Consider the following 15,074-nt stretch of genomic DNA (forward strand, 5'->3'; position numbering starts at 1 on the left):
CATCGTCAAAACGTCTAACGGCAAACAAACAAACTATTTCACAACGGATGCACGGCCGACGATCATCGTCACGAGCCTGTCCGTATGGAACGGATGGTGCCACGGAGGAGACGCAAATGACAGAGAAGCTTGATATCGACGCGCTCGTCGACGCGAAAAACGGCCGCGTGACGTCGTCGATCTACACCGACCCGGCGATCTACGCGCTGGAGCTCGAACGCATTTTCGGCCGCTGCTGGCTGTTCCTCGCGCACATCAGTCAGATCCCGAATGCCGGCGATTTCTTCAACACGTACATGGGCGAGGATCCGGTTGTCGTCGTACGGCAGAAGGACGGCTCGGTGAAGGCATTCCTCAATCAATGCCGGCATCGGTCGATGCGCGTGAGCTTCGCCGACTCCGGCAACACGCGTTCGTTCACGTGCCCGTATCACGGCTGGTCGTACGGCACGGACGGCGCGCTGATCGACGTACCGCTCGAGGAGCGAGCCTTTCCGCATGGTCTCTGCAAGCAGCATCTCGGGCTGCAGGAGGTGACGCGCATCGCGATCCACAAGGGGCTCATCTTCGGCAACTGGGATGCTGAAGCACCGGATCTCGACACGTATATGGGCGACATTGCGTGGTACCTCGACGGCGTGCTCGATCGCCGTGCGGGCGGCACCGAGATCATCGGCGGCGTGCACAAGTGGGTGATCGATTGCAACTGGAAATTCCCGGCCGAGCAATTCGCGAGCGACCAGTATCACGCGCTGTTTTCGCACGCGTCGGCGGTCGAGGTGCTGGGCGCGAAGGCGGCCGGCGACGACAAGGCGCTCGGCGCGGGACAAACCGCGCGCCCGGTGTGGGAGACCGCGAAAGACGCGCTGCAGTATGGCCAGGCCGGCCATGGCAGCGGCTTTTTCTTCACCGAGCAGCCGGACGCGAACGTGTGGGTCGACGGCGAAGTGTCGCAATACTTCCGCGATACGTACGACGAAGCGAAGGCGCGCCTCGGCGAAGTGCGCGCGCGGCGGCTGGCGGGCCACAACAACCTGTTTCCGACGATGTCCTGGCTGAACGGCACCGCGACGCTGCGTGTGTGGCATCCGCGCGGCCCGAACCAGGTCGAGGTATGGGCGTTCTGCATCGCCGACAAGGACGCGTCCGACGAAGTGAAGGCAGCGTTCGAGCGCAGCGCGACACGTGCGTTCGGTCCGGCCGGCTTTCTCGAGCAGGACGATTCGGAGAACTGGGTCGAGGTACAGAAGGTGCTGCGCGGCAGCCGCGCGCGCAAGACGCGCCTCTGCATGGAAATGGGACTCGGCGGCGAACGCGTGCGCGGCGACGGGATCCCCGGCATCACGAACTACATCTTCTCGGAGACTGCGGCGCGCGCAATGTATCGCCGCTGGGCCGACCTGCTGCTGTCGGAGAACTGGGAAGAGGTCGAGCGACGCACCCGCGAATACGAACAGGAGCTGATGAAATGAACGGAATGGCGACGATCGAACATGCGCCGGCGACGGTGGAACTGCATCACGACATCACGCAATTCCTGTATCGCGAGGCCGAATACCTCGACGCGTGGCGCTTTCGCGACTGGCTCGCACTGCTGGCCGACGACGTGCGGTATACGATGCGCACGACCGTCAATGCGCAGACGCGCGACCGCCGAAAAGGCGTTCAGCCGCCGACGACGTGGATCTTCAACGACACGAAGGCGCAGCTCGAACGCCGGATCGCGCGGCTCGAGACCGGCATGGCATGGGCCGAGGAGCCGCCGTCGCGCACGCGCCACCTGATCACGAACGTGCGGATCGAGCCGGCCGGCGAGCCGGGCGAATTCGACGTGCAGATCAACTATCTGCTGTACCGATCGCAGAAGGAGCGCGACGAGACGTTCTACGTCGGCGCGCGGCGCGATCGCGTGCGCCGTACGGGCAGCGTCGCCGGCTGGCAGGTATGCCGCCGCGAGATCATGCTCGACCAGGCAGTGTTGTCTTCCCATAACCTGAGTGTGCTTTTCTGATCATGGCTCGAATTCTCGTAGGCCCCGTCGATGCTCTTGCCGACGGCGCGGCGACCAAGGTGGCCGGCGCGCATGGCGCGATCGCAGTGTTTCATGTCCAAGGTGCGTTCTATGCAATGTCGGACCGGTGCAGCCACGGCAATGCGTCGATGTCGGACGGCTATGTCGAGGACGACGCGACCGTCGAATGTCCGCTGCATGCCGCGCGCTTTTGCCTGAAAACCGGCGCGGCGCTGTGCCAGCCTGCGACGGAAGCGCTGCGGACGTTCCCGGTCGTCGTCGACGCAGGTTCGCTTTATGTCGACGAACCGGAGGCGATGTGAGCTGGCTCCAGGATGAAGTCGCACTCGTTACCGGCGGCGGTTCGGGTCTCGGGCTCGCACTCGTCGAACGTTTTCTGTCGGAAGGAGCGCACGTAGGCGTGCTCGAACGTTCGGCCGAAAAGGTGGACGCGTTGCGCGCCAGATTCGGCTCCGACGTCGAGGTCGTGCAGGGCGACGTGCGCGCTTATGATGACAACCGCCGTGCGGTCGAGTCGACTATCGCACGCTTCGGCAAGCTCGACACGTTCATCGGCAATGCAGCGCTGTGGGATCATGGCGCGAGCCTGCTCGACCTTTCGCCCGAGCGGCTCGACGCAGGCTTCGATGAACTGTTCGCAGTCAACGTCAAGGGCTATCTGCTCGGCGCGAAGGCGGCGGCCGCCGCGCTCGTCGCTTCGCAGGGCAGCATGATATTCACGCTGTCGAACGCGGCGTTCTACCCTGGCGGCGGCGGACCACTGTACACGGCGAGCAAGCACGCGGTGAGCGGAGTCATTCGCCAGCTCGCGTACGAGCTTGCACCGCGCGTACGCGTAAACGGCGTCGCGCCGTGCGGAATGGCAAGCGACCTGCGCGGGCCCGCGGCACTGGGACAATCGGGGCAGGCGATCATGGATTCGCGCACGCCGGAAGCGATCGCTAGCATCCTGCCGCTGCAGTTTTTCCCGGCGCCGGCCGATTTCACCGGGCCGTTCGTGCTGCTCGCGTCGCGCGAGAACAACCGGACGTTGTCCGGCGTGCTGATCCAGGCCGATGCCGGGCTCGGTATTCGCGGTATCCGGCACGTGTCGGGAGGGGCGCGATGACGAGGAACGATTGCGTGATCGTCGGCGCGGGGCAGGCCGGCACGACCGCGGCAATGGAATTGCGACGACGGGGGTTCGACGGACGCATCGTGCTGATCGGCGACGAGCGGCATCTTCCGTACGAGCGGCCGCCGCTGTCGAAGGACGTGCTCGTGAAGCCCGGCGCGGCACACGTCACGATGTTTCCTTCATCGTTCTACGATGAGCAACGGATCGAATTGCGACTCGGTACGCGCGTCGTGGCCATCGATCCCGGTCGGCACGCGGTGACGCTCGCCGACGATACGACGCTTGAATTCGGTCGACTTTTGCTGGCAACCGGCGCGCGCGCACGTCGACTGCCGATGCTCGATCGACTCGGTGACGGCGTCTACACGTTGCGGACCCTGGATGATGCGCGTGCGCTCACGTGCACGTTACGCGCGGGGCGGCGGCTGTTGATTGTTGGCGGCGGCGTGATAGGGATGGAGCTTGCATCCAGTGCCGTGGAACTGGGCGTTCACGCGACGGTCATCGAACAGGCGCACGACGTGATGGAACGATGTGCTCCATCGATCGTGCGCCAGCATTTGCGCGCTTTGCATGTCTCGCGTGGTGTCGACGTGCTGACCGGACGCCGGGTCGTCCGTGCCGCACGCGATTCGGGCGACTTCGTGCTTGCGCTCGACGACGATACCGAATTGCGTGGCGACGCGATTGTCTACGGGATCGGTGTTGAACCGGACGTCGCGCTGGCACGCGCGGCGGGCCTGCGCACCGACGGGGCTATTCTCGTCGACGCTGCGTGCCGGACGTCGCATCCGGATGTATTCGCGGCAGGTGACAGCGTCGCCCAGCAATACGGACCAGGCGAGCCCGCCGTGCGGGGTGAGACCTGGGACAACGCGAACCGACAAGCCGCTTGCGCGGCCGCCGCAATGCTCGGCATGTCGCACGACGCGTCGCACGTACCATGGTTCTGGACCGACCAATGTGGCGTGAACGTGCAGTTCGCGGGCGATGTCGCGGCGGAGGCATGGGTCGTGCGCGGCAATCTCGCCGCGTCCTCTTGCGTGCTTTTCGGCTTGCGCGACGGCGTCGTAACAGGAGGAGTGACGCTTAACCGTGGGCAGGATATGCGCAGCGTGCGCACGCTGATCAAGCGGTGCGCAAGGATAGGACCGAACCTGCTGCGGGATCCTGCCCAAGACTTGCGCGCATTGGCCAAAGTATCTGAACTTAGCGGAGCATAGGCTGTTGAAATGCTCGGAGACTGCTAATCGCGGGCTTCGCGCAGGCGTATCCGCAGGCCCCATTTCGACATCGTGGGCATAGTATGGCGTGGCGGCACGGCGAAAGGTCGATCGGCCGGACGGTCACGTTGCTTGCGGAATTCCTCGCGGGTCGTGTAGAAGTCCGAATTTGCCAGCTGCATATTGTCAGCCGTAGCCCTGCGGTGTGCTGTGGTGGACTGGCGTGCGGTCCTGAGCGTCGGCTGGCACTTACTACTCTGTTTGTGTTCAGATTCTTGTCAGCTGCCCGTTCTGGGCGACTTTTTCATCAGATCATTGACTGGCAGGGCCGAGCGGTGCTTACGCCAGATTCCCGACAGGCGTGCTCGTCCCGGGCGGTCCCGTGAACCTATCGGTGACGCCGCTTGCGCTCCCTCGTAAAGTCGTCCGCAATCGTCACTGGCGCAAGCGGGGACGGCGGCGATCGCGCGCATGGCTCGCACATCAGGTGTAATAGGCACCGCGTGCGCTCGAAGCTCCGAGTGAATCCCGACCACTCCTTTTCCATGGCTTCCGGCGAAAGTGATGTATGGAAATTGAAAGACAAAATCAACCGAACGGTTGATTGTGCGCGGTGATTTGGCTTTGAAGAATGGTCTTCATCCGACCTCGCAGAGAAGGTCGTGAATTCAGGAGACAGTCGAAAATGAAGGGAGACGTCCAAAGCAAGCCTGCGCTCAGGAAAAACGCGCTCGGCATGTTGTCGATAGTATTTCTGGTCATTGCGACCAATGGCCCGTTGACCGCGCTTGTCGGCGTGATACCGGTGAGCATCACTCTTGGCAACGGGATTGGCGTGCCCGGCACATTCGTATTCGCTGGCCTGATTTATCTGCTTTTCAGTGTCGGGTACGCCGCGATGAGCCGTTACGTGAAAAATGCCGGGGCGTTCTATGCCTACATCGCGACGGGTCTTGGCCGGCCTGCGGGCGTAGGGGGCGCGTTTCTCGCGCTGCTGGCCTACAACGCGATGCAACTCGCTTGCTATGCGCTGGTCGGTTTCTTCATCAGTCAGTCGCTGGAAGCCCATTTTGCAGTGCATGTGCCATGGTGGGCCTCGGCTGCAGCCGTGGTGCTCATCGTGCACTACTTTGGCTACCGCAACGTTGAATTCAGCGGCAAATTCCTCTGTCTGCTCATGGGATGCGAAATCGCCATCATCGTGATCTTCGATGCTGCAGTTGTCGGCCATGGGGGGCCCCAGGGATTCTCGCTGAGTTCGTTCACCCCGTCGTCAGTGTTCACCGCAGGGTTCGGCCCGTCCCTGGTGTTCGTCGTCGGCTCGTACATGGGTTTCGAGACCACGGCGATCTACGCTGAAGAGGCGCGGGATCCAGTTCGCAGTATTCCGCGCGCAACGTACATGGCAATCACCGTCATCATGTGCCTGTACGCCGTCTCGGTATGGATGATCATTACCGCCTATGGTCCATCCGACGCGATCGTGCAGGCCGGCAAGGATCCGGGCAACATGTGGTTCGCGATGACCGGAAAGCTGGTAGGCGGCTGGGCGGCCGATGCAATGGGCGTGCTGATGATCACGAGCCTGCTCGCCGCATTGATCAGCTTTCACAATACGATTTCCCGTTACTTCTTCTCGCTTGCTCGGGAGGGCGTGATCTGGCCAGTCCTGGCGCGTACCCATGCAACTCAGCAAACGCCTTATGTCGCCAGCGCGGTGCAGACGGCTTGTGCGCTGGTGGTACTAACGGTTTGTGCCGTGAAAAACGTCGATCCGCTGCTGGGCGTGCTTCCCTGGTCGAGCGTCGTGGCCTCTGTCGGCATCGTCGCGGTTCAGGGTTTCGCATCATTGGCCGTGGTGGGATTTTTCTGGAAGAATAGCCGTGGCGTGTCGATCTGGCAGCGTCTCGTGGCACCAGCGCTCGCGTCGCTGGGTCTGTTTTTCTGTCTGTGGCAAATATTTGCGCATATCGACCTGCTCAGCGGCAGCGATTCGATCGTCGCGCGTGTGGTGCCGTTCGCGACCCTGGCGGTTGCGATCGTCGGTGCCGCGTTTGCGATGTGGCTCAGGTCGGCTCGCCCGGCGCTGTACGCTAATCTGGGGCGTTTATTGAGCGAGGTGTAGTTGAAATGCACGAGTGCGAGTGGATGAAAGCGGGGCGGCGGAATCAGTTCTCGGCGGACTCGCGCTTTGCGGAAGAGACCCTTCACTTCGTGGCGCGGACGACCGGAGTCAAGACGGCGGCGTTCTATCTCGTTGACGACAACACCGGATACTGCGATTTCCAGCGCCACGAAGTGTCCGAGACGTTCCATCGCCAATACGAAACCGGAATGTGCAAGTACGACCCATTCGAGATTCATCGGGTCGCCCTGTCGGACTTGCGCAGTGCGATGCTGACGCAGCGCGTCGGTCACGGTCCGGAGGATCAGCACTACGTTCGATTCCTCCGCGCACATGGTTATACCGATGTCGTGGAGTTGTTGTTTCGGAGCGAACGACGCGTGGTTGGCGGCATGTCGCTGCTGCTTCAGGAGTGCGATGACGATGCGGCCATCCTGTCTGCAGTCGATGCGATGCAGCCGTACATCGAGTTCAATCTTTGCCGGGCTCGCACTCGTGGTACGCCGGCTCTCAAGCGGGAGGCTGCGCAACGCTTCCTGCTGTCGTCGCGTGAAATCGATGTGGTCGACCTGATGATGCGGGGGAACACCAACAACGATATCGCGTCGAGTCTCAATATCAGCGTGGCGACAGTCAAGACTCACGTACTGAAGATCTTCCACAAGGTCGGTGTGTCGAATCGCTCGACACTCGTATCCAAATTGTCCGAGTACGGTTTCCATTGATTTTCTCTGCTGCGGCCGTGCCGCCGGCAGCAGCATGCCACTCATCGGTTTCTGCGTTCCATCGTTCCCCTGAGTTTGATCAGCATTCCGCTTCCGCGGTCTTCTCTGCGCCATTCCCCTTAAGTGTTTACCCGCTCAGGTCGCGAAATCAACCAAACGGTTGATGTCGGCGTAGTGGACCGGTGCACGACAATCGAGTCGGCAGGACGATTACCCGTTCCGCCGATTCGGCGGCTGGCCGCGAGATAGTGCGGCTAATCCGGAAAGTCAGACAGGCGGGGCCGGCAATAGGCTGCCAGGCACGCGTCAAAAAAGCTAAGGATAACTACTGATGAAAGCATGTCTTTTCGATCTGGCGTGTCGCGGAGGTAAGGGCGGTGCGATCGCGGTGGCAGCGATGTTTGCCTGCGGCAGTTCTCATGCACAAAGCAGCGTTACGCTATACGGTGTAATCGACACCGGCATCACGTACGTCAACAACCAGCAACAATCGGTGGCAGGCGGCGTCGCCGGAAGGCGCGCGTGGAGTATGACGAGCGGGAATGTTGCGCCTACCACGCTGGGTCTCAAGGGCACCGAAAGCCTCGGAGGGGGATACAACGCGGTCTTCGACCTGAGGAACTATTTCCTCTCGAATAATGGTGCGCTATTCGAGCAGAATGCACTGTTCGACGCGACTGCCATCGTCGGGATCCAGTCGGATCGATGGGGTACGCTTACGTTGGGGCGGCAGTTCGACTCGTACACCGATGCGTTGGCGCCGTTCGCGGTCAGCAACACTTGGGCGGGGCCTGCCGGCGCGCATTTCGGCGACATCGACAATCTCAATGCCGCCTTCAACGTCAACAATGCCGTGAAATACCTGAGCCCGAGCTTTTCCGGTCTATCGTTTGGCGGTACGTTCAGCTTCGGCAACCGGGCGGGTGCATTCGCGACAAACCGCGCGTGGGGGTTGGCGATCAACTATTCGAACGGTCCATTCGCGGCCGCGGCCGGTTATCTGTCGATGCGCAATCCGCTGACCGCCGGGTTGCGCGGAGATTCCGCGTACATCGGCGAACTGAGTTGTGGGCAAAGTCCGTCGAGTTACTGCGGGATGCACGACAGCGACGAACTGCGCACGTTTGGGGCGGGCGCCAGCTACGCGTTCGAGAAGCTGACCCTGTCGGCAACGGTCACGCAGGCGACGCTGCTGGGCAGCCGCTACCTGACGGCGATTGCCGGGCCGGTCAGCGATATCCGATTCGACACTGCCGAAGCCAGCGCACTTTATAACGTGACGCCGGCGCTGCAAGCAGGAATCGCATATAGCTACACGCTCGCGAAGATATCGGCCACCGATTCGCGGACCGACATTCACAAGGTGAGCGTAGGCAGCATCTACAACCTGTCCAAGCGAACAGCGCTGTACGCGACGGTGAACTATGAAAAGATGGCCGGCGACGGTTTGGGTATCGACCCGCTGAGCGGCGCGATGCGAAACTACGCACAGCTGGCCTATGTGGGTAGCGCAAATGCCTCGTCGCAGGTGGCCGTATCGGTCGGAATCAAGCACACGTTCTGATCGCGGCACGAATGCAAAGGGCCGGCGCCTCGCCGCGCCGGCCCTCGGATGCGCGATATTTGGTGCTTGTCAGTGCCGAATCATGACCGACTTCAGTTCCGTGTAATCGTCGATGAATGCCGAGCCGAACTCGCGGCCGATGCCCGATGCCTTGACGCCGCCAAAGGGCAGCGCAGGATCGAGGAACGTGTGCATGTTGACCCACACGGTACCGGCTTCGATTCGGGGAATCAGGTTCATCGCCTTGCCGAGATCGTTGGTCCACAGGCTCGCCGCCAGCCCGTACGGTGTGTCGTTGAACAGGTCCACGAGCTCTGCCTCGTCGTCATAGGCCAGGAATGTCGCGATCGGGCCGAAGGTTTCCTCGCTGAGCATCTTCGCGTGGCGATCTTTGACGAGGACTGCGGTCGGCGTCACGAAGTAGCCAGCGCGCGCGAGCGGCTGGCCGCCGAACGCGATCGTGCCGCCTTCACTGCGTGCCAGATCGAAGAAGCCGACGATCTTGTCGAAGTGGGCGCGGTTCGAGAGCGGACCGAACTGGGTGTGCTCGTCCATCGGATCGCCGATCTGGAGACCTGCCAGCGCACTCTTGAGTTTTTCGAGCACCTCGCCGAGACGCGAGCGATGCACGAAGAAACGCTCGCCGGCGGCACATACTTGCCCCTGGTGAACGAAGCCCGACTCGAGGATGCCGGCCACGGTCTTGTCGGCATCGACGTCCTTCAAAAATCCGACGGCATTCTTGCCTCCGAGTTCGAGCGTCGTGCGCGTGAGCTTGGCGTCCATCGCACTGCGGCCGACTGCAATGCCGGTCGGCACTGAACCGGTAAAGCTGACCTTGGCCGTGCCTTCATGATCGATCAGCCAGCGTCCGGGATTGCCGCCGCCGCTGACGACGTTGAACGCGCCGGCCGGCGCACCGGCTTCGGTAGCCAGTTCGGCGACGCGCAGTAGCGTCAACGGCGTGAACTGGCTGGGCTTGATGATCACGGTGCAGCCGGTCGCCAGCGCGGACGCGAATTTCCAGACTGCAATCAGGATCGAGAAGTTCCACGGCACGATGCCTACCACCACACCCACCGGCTCGCGCCGAGTGAATGCGCTGTATCGCTCGCCGTTGAACGACGGCAGCGAGGGCGTGATGGTTTCGCCGTGAATGCGCGTGGCGGCGCCGGCATAATGCTTGAGAAAACCGATGGCTTGGTCGACTTCGAACGCGCGCGAAATCTGGATGATCTTTCCCGACTGCAGGGTTTCGATTTGTGCGAGTTCCTCGCGATGCTTCTCGAATAGATCGGCCAGCCGCAGCAGTACATTCGCCCGCTCGGCCGGGGTAGTCCGTCCCCATGCGCCGTCGAACGCGGTGCGGCTCGACGCCACCGCCGCATTGACGTCGTCACGCGTCGCGTCGGCAACATCGGCGATTGCCTGTTCATTCGACGGGTTCACGACTGCAATGCGGTCACCTCGACTTTCGACGGCGCGACCGTGGATGTAGTGGCCGTGAGGGCGGGAAAGAAAGGCCGTGACTTCCGGCAGGATTGAAATCGCTGTCATGGGGAATCCATCAAAAAAATGGACGTTGAAGGATGCGAAGAACCGGCGTGTCGTCAGGAAAACAGCAGGAAATGCTTCGTGTAGCCGTCGGTCAGTACTTCCCAGATAGTCGATGTGCCCTTCGTGACGAACCATGAGTCGCCGGCCTTGAAGTGTCGGGTCTCGCCCGTCGATTCATCGGTGATGCGCACTTCGCCATGCATGATCGTCGCCTGCTCCGAGAACGGGTAGACGAGGCGGTATTTGCCCTTTCCGGTGCCGAAGTAGCCTGCATTGACGGGATCCGTGAAGGTGCCGTAGGTACTGTGTGCGTACGCTTGCACGTCGCCGCCTTCGAGAATTTCGCCTCCGAGGGCCGTCAGACTGCCGAGCGGAGCGAGTTCGGCGATGGTTTTGCCTTGCTGGAGAGGAATCATGGACATGGTGTATTCCTGAATGGGAAGGTTCGAATGACGCTCAACGGCGCCCGTGGAAATAGCCGGACGTCTGATGGGCGAGCTTGCCGAGGCTGACCAGCAGCGCGCGGAAATGATCCTTGCCGGGGATCGAGGCATGGCTGATCGAGCTCAGCAGGCGGTAGCGCTCGGAGCCGCCCATGATCCCTTCCGCCAGGATCTTGCAGAGCAGTTGGCTCGGCGTGACGCCGAAACCGGAGTAGCCCTGTACGTAGAAGACATTCGGGCGGTCGACGAGTGTGCCGAGTTGCGGAAAGAGTTTCAGGCCGCAGGGCAGGGGGCCGCCCCATGCCATGTCGATCCTGACGTCGGTCAGGTACGGGAAGATCTGCAGCATGCGAGCCCGGCAGAACGCATACAGGTCGCTTGGCATGTATTCGAGCAACTGATGCGCGGTGCCGAACATCAGCCGGTTGTCATTGGTGACACGGAAATAATCGATGACGGGCCGGATATCGCTGTACGCACCACGGATCGGGCTGATTTGCTCGATCAGCGCGGCCGGCAACGGTTCGGTAACCGAATTGAACGCCCATACGTCGAGGGTCTTTCGATGCAGTTCGGGCTCGATGCGGTTGTTGAAGCCGTCCACGGCCCATACCAGTTGCTTCGCCCGAATGCTGCCCTTCGCCGTTCGGACATGGATGCGATCGCCATAGGTGACTTGCAGAGCGGGACTGTGCTCAAAAATACGCACACCGTATCGTTCCGATACTACATGTGCTTCGCCCAACAACAGGTTGAGTGAATGAACGTGGCCGCAGCCATTATGCAGGAGTGCTGCATGATAGACGTCCGAGCCAATGATTTGCTTCACTTCGCCGCCTTCAAGGTAGCGGATTTCGTGCGGCGATCCCAGTGACGTGAATTCGGCTTGCCATTGCTGCAGCGTGCGTGCCTGGCGCGCATTGAAGGCCAGATAACCATAACCGCTGCGAATGTCCGCCTGGATGTCGTATCTCTCGATACGCTCGCGCATGATCTGCGGCCCCAGCTCGTTGAGTGCGAAGATCGCCTTCAGGCCGTCTTCGCCTACGTCCCTCTTGATACCGTCCAGGTCGTGCCCGACTCCGACCATGACGTGGCCGCCGTTGCGGCCGGAGCCTCCGTATCCGAGATGGCGGGCTTCCAGTACGATCGTATTCGTGAGCCCGTGCTCGGCGAGTTCGAGCGCCGTGTGGATACCCGAGAACCCGCCGCCGATGATGACCACGTCGGTTTCCAGATCGGCTTCTAGCGACGGGAAGCTCAATGCATACTTGGCGGTTGCCGTGTAGTAGGTCGCGGTTTCGTCTACATGCATGGTATGGGTGGTTTGCTTTACGTTACCGGGCGCTTGAACCGGTTCGTTGATTCGCGAGGATGCGCCGCCGGCTTGGGTCTCACTCCGCGAACGTGGTCGGGTATGTCGTATCGTTGAGGACGGTCGCTTTCGAGCCGAACGTCAGGTGGACCATCCGTTTGGGCTTCGGATCCCAGCAGAAGAACCGGCCTGTGGAACGCATGCGCTGCAGATCGATCACGACGATCGATTCCACCGGCATGATGGTTTCTGTCCAGAACAGGATGTAGAGGTCCGGCGCGACATCGAAGTAGGCGCATTTCTCGACGTCAGCCACTCCAACTTCGGCGCCGTTGACGCAATGCCAGGCCATCACTTCTCGGCCGAAATAGACGTGTTCGTACCAGTCGTCCGAGCTGTAGCGATAGAGCACGCGCTTGCCGACGAGTGACGAGGACTGGCGAATCGGTGCGTCGCCGGGTTTTCCATCGACGGTCGCGGTCTGGTACGCGGTGGTGGTGCGTTTCTCGCCGTTCCGATCGACGAAGCCCGAGACGGCGGCGAAGAGGTTGCCGCTTTCGAGTTTCCAGACGAGGGTCACGCTTTCGTCGAACCCGTCCTTGAAGAACTCGACGAACACGACGCCCGGGCGGATTTCCATGGCTTCGTACGAGTGCGTGCCGCTCGCCCCCGCGCCTTCTCCTTCGAGCAGCTTCCACGAGAGCGTGTTTTCATCAAGAAAGTGGTGCTCGATGAGCCAACCATTGTCGAAGCGAAATACCTCGCGTACACCCGCCAGCACGGACGTGCGCGGATACTTGTGCTCCGCGAAACCGTCTGCCATTTGCTCGAGCGTCGGCCAGTCGTCGACGGGGACGAACTGATGGTTCTCGATCGCCTGGGTAATGCTGTAGTTCATGCGGCCTCCTTGAAGCAGGAATCGCTGCATCAGCCTGTTCGATTGCACAATCGATCCCGCTACGGGAAATGAATATTGGGCGGCGCGCGACCAGGGAAGGAGCGACGGGTGCTTCGAATCATGTTGTCGAATAGGATCGAGCCGATTCTAGGTAACCTTGGAAATGGATTGAATCAACCAAAAGGATGATTTTTTCGACGAGAGAGCGGGAAGAGAAGTTGAAGCGGGACTGACGGGGCGAGTGGCCCGCTGTCTCGGGTATGTCGCCAAGGCTGGCAACAGGCGATGCAGGGAATCCGGGTTCGATGTCGGGGCAGAGCCGGACCGGACCGTCGAACGATGAATGCGGCGCGACGTTCCGTTTATGGCGGTTCACAGTGACTGTAGGCGTTCATTATTAGCGCTAGCCGTGTTCAGAAACGTTGCTAGCGGAAATTCTCGAAGAAGCCTCGGCGAACAGGGGCTTTTTGAAGCTTTCTGGCGGCTGCTTAGCCGTTGCGTTTCTGCAACAGAAACTTGGCCAATGTTCACTAACGTTGCTAGCACGTTGCACGTGTTCATTAATACTGCTAGCGCACGTGTCGCGTGGATTGATAGGAATCCATATGACGTCGATCGAAGAGCGGGCCGCTCGAGCAGCGAAGATTGCGTCCGTGCTTCGACCGCTTGGCAACGGCGTGCTTTCCCGACAGCAGGCTGAACGAGCAGCACAGCTATTAGGCGTTCACTGCACCACCGTATATCGCGTGCGTCGACGTTTCCTCGCAGATCCGGTCGCCAGCACATTAGAGCCAAGGCAGCCGGGTAGGGCGACCGGGGGCAGACTGGACGCCGCCGTCGAATGCGTCATCGACGATGACCTGCCCCCGGTTTTAGTCCGAACTGCAGTTAGAGTCCGAAGTTAAAAACTGCTGCTTCGCGTCGTGCGCCCGGGCGAACTGCGCAGGCGTCAGATAGCCGAGCGAACTATGAGGCCGCTCGGTGTTGTACTCGATACGCCATTCCTCAATCAGCCGCTTGGCGTGGCGCATTGAGACGAACCAGTGCTCGTTCAGGCATTCGTCGCGGAAGCGACCGTTGAAGCTCTCGATATAGGCATTCTCCACCGGCTTGCCAGGCCTGATGAACGACAGCGTGACACCGGCTTCGTAGGCCCATGCATCCAGCACCTTACCAGCGAACTCCGGCCCGTTGTCGACCGTGATGGATGCGGGTAAGCCTCGCATCTCCTTGAGCCGCTCGAGCACTTGCTGAACGCGTAGGCCCGGCAATGAAGTATCGACCTCGATGGCCAAGCACTCGCGCGTGTAGTCGTCGACCACGTTCAGGCATCGAAACCGCCGACCATAGGCCAGCCCGTCAGAAACGAAGTCCATCGACCAGCTCTGATTCGGGCCTGTTGGTAACGGTAGCGGCGTGCGCTCGACAGCCGCAATACGCTTGCGTCGCCGCTTGCGCACACTCAGTCCCGCCTTGGTGTACAGGCGCCAGATACGCTTGTGATTGACGAAGTAGCCATCCCGCTGCAACAGCACGTGAATCCGGCGATAGCCGTAGCGGCGCTTCTGCGCGGCGATGGCCATCATCCGGCCAGTCAGCACTTCGTCGTCAACTCGGCGGCGTGATTCGTAATAGAACAGAGAGCGCGAAATCCCTACCAGCCCGCAGGCCCGGGTAACACCCATGGCACGTTCGGTCATCAATATCCGGACCGCTTCGCGCTTGGCCTGCGGGCTTGCTACTTTCGAGCCAGCAAGTCCTTCAGCGCGGCGTTGTCGAGCATCGATTCGGCCAACAGACGCTTGAGCTTACTATTCTCCTGCTCCAGTTCCTTCAGGCGCTGCGCTTCGGAGACCGTCATCCCGCCGAACTTCGCTTTCCAGTTGTAGTAGGTCGCTTCCGAGATGCCGTACTTGCGACACAGCTCCGCCGGCTTCAGGCCAGCCTCGGCTTCCTTCAAGATACCGATGATCTGTTCTTCGGTGAATCGCTTTTTCATTGCCGTTCCTCTCTGGAACGGACTCTACACCGTCACCGTACTAAACGCGGGGAGCAGGTCACCCATCCTCGCCGTG

The 15,074-nt window shown here is 61.1% G+C and carries 13 protein-coding genes; 8 read left to right on the top strand and 5 right to left on the bottom strand.

Annotation, left to right across the window (positions count from 1 at the left end):
* The first annotated feature begins 116 nt into the window (after nt 1–116).
* From hcaE to WI26_RS30295, 8 genes are all read left to right on the top strand, one after another.
* Nucleotides 117–1,472, top strand: coding sequence for a 3-phenylpropionate/cinnamic acid dioxygenase subunit alpha (gene hcaE, locus WI26_RS30260; RefSeq protein ID WP_069228273.1), 1,356 nt, complete (start codon nt 117–119; stop codon nt 1,470–1,472).
* Nucleotides 1,469–2,011 (top strand): 3-phenylpropionate/cinnamic acid dioxygenase subunit beta, encoded by a 543-nt coding sequence (gene hcaF / locus WI26_RS30265; RefSeq protein WP_208604153.1) that lies wholly within the window; start codon nt 1,469–1,471, stop codon nt 2,009–2,011. Before hcaE ends, hcaF begins: the two co-directional genes overlap by 4 nt.
* Before the next feature lie 2 nt (nt 2,012–2,013).
* Nucleotides 2,014–2,334, top strand: coding sequence for a 3-phenylpropionate/cinnamic acid dioxygenase ferredoxin subunit (hcaC, locus tag WI26_RS30270; protein WP_069228275.1), 321 nt, complete (start codon nt 2,014–2,016; stop codon nt 2,332–2,334).
* The gene (gene hcaB / locus WI26_RS30275; protein ID WP_069228276.1) at nt 2,331–3,140 is read left to right on the top strand and encodes a 3-phenylpropionate-dihydrodiol/cinnamic acid-dihydrodiol dehydrogenase; all 810 of its coding nucleotides are present in this window, start codon (nt 2,331–2,333) and stop codon (nt 3,138–3,140) included. The genes hcaC and hcaB overlap by 4 nt, the downstream gene beginning before the upstream one ends.
* Nucleotides 3,137–4,372 (top strand): 3-phenylpropionate/cinnamic acid dioxygenase ferredoxin--NAD(+) reductase subunit, encoded by a 1,236-nt coding sequence (hcaD, locus tag WI26_RS30280; RefSeq protein WP_069228277.1) that lies wholly within the window; start codon nt 3,137–3,139, stop codon nt 4,370–4,372. Before hcaB ends, hcaD begins: the two co-directional genes overlap by 4 nt.
* 685 nt (nt 4,373–5,057) lie before the next feature.
* Complete coding sequence (locus tag WI26_RS30285) at nt 5,058–6,497, top strand: APC family permease (protein WP_069228278.1); 1,440 nt, start codon at nt 5,058–5,060, stop codon at nt 6,495–6,497.
* 23 nt (nt 6,498–6,520) lie between these two features.
* Nucleotides 6,521–7,222: a helix-turn-helix transcriptional regulator gene (locus tag WI26_RS30290; RefSeq protein ID WP_167359280.1), complete on the top strand. Its 702-nt coding sequence runs from the start codon at nt 6,521–6,523 to the stop codon at nt 7,220–7,222.
* Nucleotides 7,223–7,553: 331 nt separating this feature from the next.
* Complete coding sequence (locus WI26_RS30295; protein ID WP_069228280.1) at nt 7,554–8,786, top strand: porin; 1,233 nt, start codon at nt 7,554–7,556, stop codon at nt 8,784–8,786.
* 69 nt (nt 8,787–8,855) lie between these two features.
* On the opposite strand, the gene WI26_RS30300 is transcribed toward WI26_RS30295, so the two are convergent.
* The 5 genes from WI26_RS30300 to WI26_RS30320 all read right to left on the bottom strand — a co-directional run bounded on the left by WI26_RS30300 (nt 8,856) and on the right by WI26_RS30320 (nt 14,998).
* Complete coding sequence (locus WI26_RS30300; RefSeq protein ID WP_069228281.1) at nt 8,856–10,343, bottom strand: aldehyde dehydrogenase family protein; 1,488 nt, start codon at nt 10,341–10,343, stop codon at nt 8,856–8,858.
* A 53-nt stretch (nt 10,344–10,396) separates the two neighbouring features.
* Nucleotides 10,397–10,765 carry a cupin domain-containing protein gene (locus tag WI26_RS30305; RefSeq protein ID WP_069228282.1) on the bottom strand — a complete coding sequence of 123 codons (369 nt, stop codon included), beginning with the start codon at nt 10,763–10,765 and terminating at the stop codon, nt 10,397–10,399.
* Between the two features lie 34 nt (nt 10,766–10,799).
* Nucleotides 10,800–12,101 (bottom strand): NAD(P)/FAD-dependent oxidoreductase, encoded by a 1,302-nt coding sequence (locus WI26_RS30310; protein ID WP_069228283.1) that lies wholly within the window; start codon nt 12,099–12,101, stop codon nt 10,800–10,802.
* 79 nt (nt 12,102–12,180) lie between these two features.
* A complete protein-coding gene (locus WI26_RS30315) occupies nt 12,181–12,999 on the bottom strand; it encodes a molybdenum cofactor biosynthesis F family protein (protein ID WP_069228284.1) in 819 nt (272 codons plus the stop codon).
* Nucleotides 13,000–13,871: 872 nt separating this feature from the next.
* Nucleotides 13,872–14,998, bottom strand: a protein-coding gene (locus WI26_RS30320; protein ID WP_155768721.1) for an IS3 family transposase whose coding sequence is annotated in 2 segments (ribosomal slippage) — nt 13,872–14,758 and nt 14,758–14,998 — 1,128 coding nt in all. Because the reading frame shifts where the segments join, the coding sequence is not laid out codon by codon here.
* Nucleotides 14,999–15,074 lie beyond the last annotated feature (76 nt).

It is taken from the genome of Burkholderia diffusa (assembly GCF_001718315.1).
Lineage (GTDB): Bacteria > Pseudomonadota > Gammaproteobacteria > Burkholderiales > Burkholderiaceae > Burkholderia > Burkholderia diffusa_B.